Here is a 3,470-nt window from a genome sequence, read left to right on the forward strand (position 1 = left end):
TGCGATCAAGGAGATAACAGGTTTGAGAAACCCAAGGTTGACATGCCTGCTCCCATTGCAAGCTATGGTCCTTCTAATCTGCGTTCCCGGGCCGGTTTTGGCGGAATCCTGCTTCGCCCCGGCCCGTCCCTTCCTGCCAAGCGATTCGCAGGCGGCGCGGGACTATGCGGACATCATCCGTGGCGATTTCGAAGATTACATTCAGGATATCCAGAGCTACTTCCGTTGCCTCGACGGTGAACGCGCCCGCGCTTTCGAGGAAGCGCGCGAAGTCAGCGAGGACTATGGCCGATTTCTACAATTGGTAGGGGATTGATGGGCAACCTCGGGAGCATCAGACTTGCAGCCCATGGAAACCAGACGCCGATAACACCCTCAGAGATCTACTTTTTAGATAAGAGATTTCATCCGCTAGCGACGTCACAAAAGGTATGTGACGCGTGGCAAAGACAATCAGAAGCAAAGGGCAAGTGGCACTCTGCCAGGCGTTGGTCGACGCGCGCATCAAAGCGGGCCTCGGCCAGAAAGACTTGGCGGATAGGCTCAGATGCCACCAATCCCTTATTGCCCGTCTTGAAAGCGGTCAGCGCCGGGTCGACGTTGTCGAACTGGTCGTTTTGGCGCGTGCCATCGGCTTTGATCCGTTCCAGCTTCTGGCGATCGTTGAAGCCGCCACGGAGCCCGACCACAGGATTTGAAGCCAATGAATTGTTGAGAACACGGAAACCCATTTTCCCGGTCTGATGATCATTCCCTCCTCGAGGACCAGTTAGCCAACATCAAAGAAGCCCGGCGCGCGGTCGTAGTGAACGCTCTGCAACCCCACGCCGCAATTCGCAGCGCCACAGTGCAGGAAGTCAGTAAACAGTGAACGATGATAGGGGTGAGGGCGTCGCGATCGCCAATCTGATCGGGACCGATGGGTGCAGTGTTGTTGGTTGGGTTTATCGCTGGAGTACAGGCTCACATGCGGTGATGTGGGACGTCCAAGGGCCCCAGCCGGTATCGGAAACCCGGCCGGATATAAGTGACGAACAGAAGCAAGAAATCGACTTCGATGCGCTCATGCGGATTCGAAAAAGTGACAGTGGATAGGCTTCTCAGGCAGCCGCCAGTTCATATTGATGGAAAGGGTCTGCGAGCGTACCGGTCATTGGAGCAGATGGCAGCGAAGGTCTCGAAGGAGCCCTTCCACGACATTCATTGCGGCGGCTTCGGGATCGGGCGAGAGGCACTCTCCGCCGCCCCGTTGGAGGCACCTGTAATACGGCCAGTCATGCAGATTCCTGCTCGGTGACGGCCGTCGGTGCGCAGGCAGGCTCACTACGCCCTCTAAATATCCGCCGCGCGCTGATCGAACACGGCCCGCGCCTGCTCGATTTCTGCCCTATGATCCTCACCCCATTGCGCAAGCGCGGCCAGTGGCTCGATGAGCGAATAGGCAAGAGGCGTGAGTTCGTAATCCACCCGGGGCGGAATCGTCGGGAAGGCCGTGCGTTTCACCAGTCCGTCCCGCTCCAGCCGCCGCAGGGTCAGCGTCAGCATCCGGTGCGACACGCCTCCGATCCGGCGCATCAGGGCGTTGAAGCGCATCGGACCGTGGGACAGGGCCCCCACCACCATGATCGTCCACTTGTCGCCGATGCGATCAAGCACCTGCCCCATGGCCCGGCAATCGGCAGCGGGATGCGCCTCGTCGTCGTGAAGTAGCTCTGTCTCGCCATTGGTGGTCTCGTTGGTCGCCATCGTCGTCTCCTTTACGAACACGGAGGTGCGTGGCGCACACCCGTGTGCATTCTTGTGTGGCCCGTCACGAACAGACATATCGTCACGAACAGATTGTTCCTACCATAGACAGAAGGATGACGAACATGAAGATCGGTGTAAGCGGAGCGAGTGGACAACTCGGCAGCGGCGTTGTGGCGGACCTCCTCCGCCGTGGAGGACACGATGTGGTGGCGATCTCGCGGACGCCTGAGAACGCGCCTGCGGGCGCCGAAGGCCGCTTCGGCGACTATAACGACCCGCAAAGCCTGGCGAAGGCCTATGCAGGTCTTGACCGGCTCCTGATCATCCCGACGAGCGATCTCGGGCGTGGTCGGCGCGGCGCACAGAACGTCGCCGCGATTGACGCGGCTGTCGAGTCCGCTGTGAAGCACGTCGTCTTCATGTCGGCCGCAGGCACGCGTAAGGAAGAAGACCCGGCGGTCGGGGCCTCCTACTGGCAGGGTGAGCAGCGCCTCATCGCCACCGCACCCGCCTGGTCAATCCTGCGGATGAACTACTACGCCGAAGCGCTGGCGCAGGAGGCGCAGATGTCTCTCGAGACCGGCGCGCTCACGGGACTGGCCGAGAACCGTGTGGCGTTTGTATCGCGCGAGGACGTAGCCGCTGCTGCCGCAGGGCTGCTGACCACCGAGGGCCACGAGGGCGCAATCTACAACGCGACCGGACCCGATCGGCTCTCCGGCGCCGAACGCGCTGCCGTCGTCGCCGAGATCACCGGCAAGCCCATGGGCTTCGTGACCGTTACCGAGGAGCAGCTGCGCGGCGGGATGGCGCAGATGGGCCTGCCCGAGGACGTGGTGAGCACCGTGGCCAGCATCCAGCGAAACTTCGCGGAGGGGGCTTTCGATATCGTCGCTGGCGACGTGGAGCGCCTTTCGGGTCGTGCGCCCAAGCCCCTGCGCGACGTGCTCGCGGCCGCGCTGGCCTGATCCCGAAGAGACAACCACCACCGGGAGGTCGTCACTGCGACCTCCCGGGCATACCCCGCGAGTTAGGGACAGCCGTTGCCCAGGAGTGATGATCATGAACCCCACGAGACCCTTCGAACTCGGCATCTACACGTTCGGCAACACCCCCCGGACCGATGACAGCACCGGTGCGACCGCCCAGGCGATCCGCGACGCTCTCGAAGCAGTGCAACTCGCCGACGACGTCGGCCTCGACTTTTTCGGCTTCGGTGAGCACCACACCCGCTCGATGCCGGTGTCCTCGCCCACTTCGCTCGTCAATGCCGCCGCGGCATCGACGCGCCGGATCAAGCTTGGGACGACAGTCACGGTGCTCTCCACCGATGAGCCTATCCGTGTCTTCCAGCAGCTCGCCACCGCGGCGGCCATCGCGCCGGGCCGCATCGACATCGTCGCCGGACGGGGATCGTCACCCATCACCTTCCCGATCTTCGACGAGGACGAGAACGACTACGACATGCTCTTCGGCTCCAAGCTCGACCTGCTGGTCGAGATGAATCGACATGAGCAAGTGACCTGGAATGGCCCGCACCGCCGGCGACCTCTCCAGGACATGCTGGTCGTGCCACGCCCGGAACAGCCGCTGCGCATCTGGCTCGGCACCGGAGGCAGTCCGGGATCTGTCATGCGCGCGGCGGAACTTAGGTTGCCGATGTTCCTGGGCATCCTCGGTGGACTTGCCCGGCTTTAGTGGAGAGCGTTTAGCTCACTTCC

The 3,470-nt window shown here is 62.2% G+C and carries 5 protein-coding genes; 4 read left to right on the forward strand and 1 reads right to left on the reverse strand.

Annotated elements, in window-relative coordinates:
* Positions 1 to 64: 64 nt before the first annotated feature.
* Positions 65 to 316 (forward strand): hypothetical protein, encoded by a 252-nt coding sequence (locus tag VK682_RS26975; RefSeq protein ID WP_036562850.1) that lies wholly within the window; start codon positions 65 to 67, stop codon positions 314 to 316.
* Between the two features lie 124 nt (positions 317 to 440).
* Entirely contained in the window at positions 441 to 698 is a 258-nt protein-coding gene (locus tag VK682_RS26980) for a helix-turn-helix domain-containing protein (RefSeq protein WP_040610014.1), read from the forward strand.
* 634 nt (positions 699 to 1,332) lie between these two features.
* Here the strand turns inward: VK682_RS26980 and VK682_RS26990 are convergent.
* Positions 1,333 to 1,746 (reverse strand): winged helix-turn-helix transcriptional regulator, encoded by a 414-nt coding sequence (locus tag VK682_RS26990; protein ID WP_324782961.1) that lies wholly within the window; start codon positions 1,744 to 1,746, stop codon positions 1,333 to 1,335.
* Positions 1,747 to 1,871: 125 nt separating this feature from the next.
* Here VK682_RS26990 and VK682_RS26995 point away from each other — a divergent pair, with 125 nt between their 5' ends.
* Together VK682_RS26995 and VK682_RS27000 are read left to right on the forward strand one after the other, a co-directional pair.
* Positions 1,872 to 2,717 carry an SDR family oxidoreductase gene (locus VK682_RS26995; RefSeq protein WP_324782962.1) on the forward strand — a complete coding sequence of 282 codons (846 nt, stop codon included), beginning with the start codon at positions 1,872 to 1,874 and terminating at the stop codon, positions 2,715 to 2,717.
* A gap of 94 nt (positions 2,718 to 2,811) precedes the next feature.
* Complete coding sequence (locus VK682_RS27000; RefSeq protein ID WP_324782963.1) at positions 2,812 to 3,447, forward strand: LLM class flavin-dependent oxidoreductase; 636 nt, start codon at positions 2,812 to 2,814, stop codon at positions 3,445 to 3,447.
* The last annotated feature ends 23 nt before the right edge of the window (positions 3,448 to 3,470 follow it).

This window comes from Salipiger marinus (genome assembly GCF_035481585.1).
Taxonomy (GTDB): Bacteria; Pseudomonadota; Alphaproteobacteria; order Rhodobacterales; family Rhodobacteraceae; genus Salipiger; species Salipiger marinus.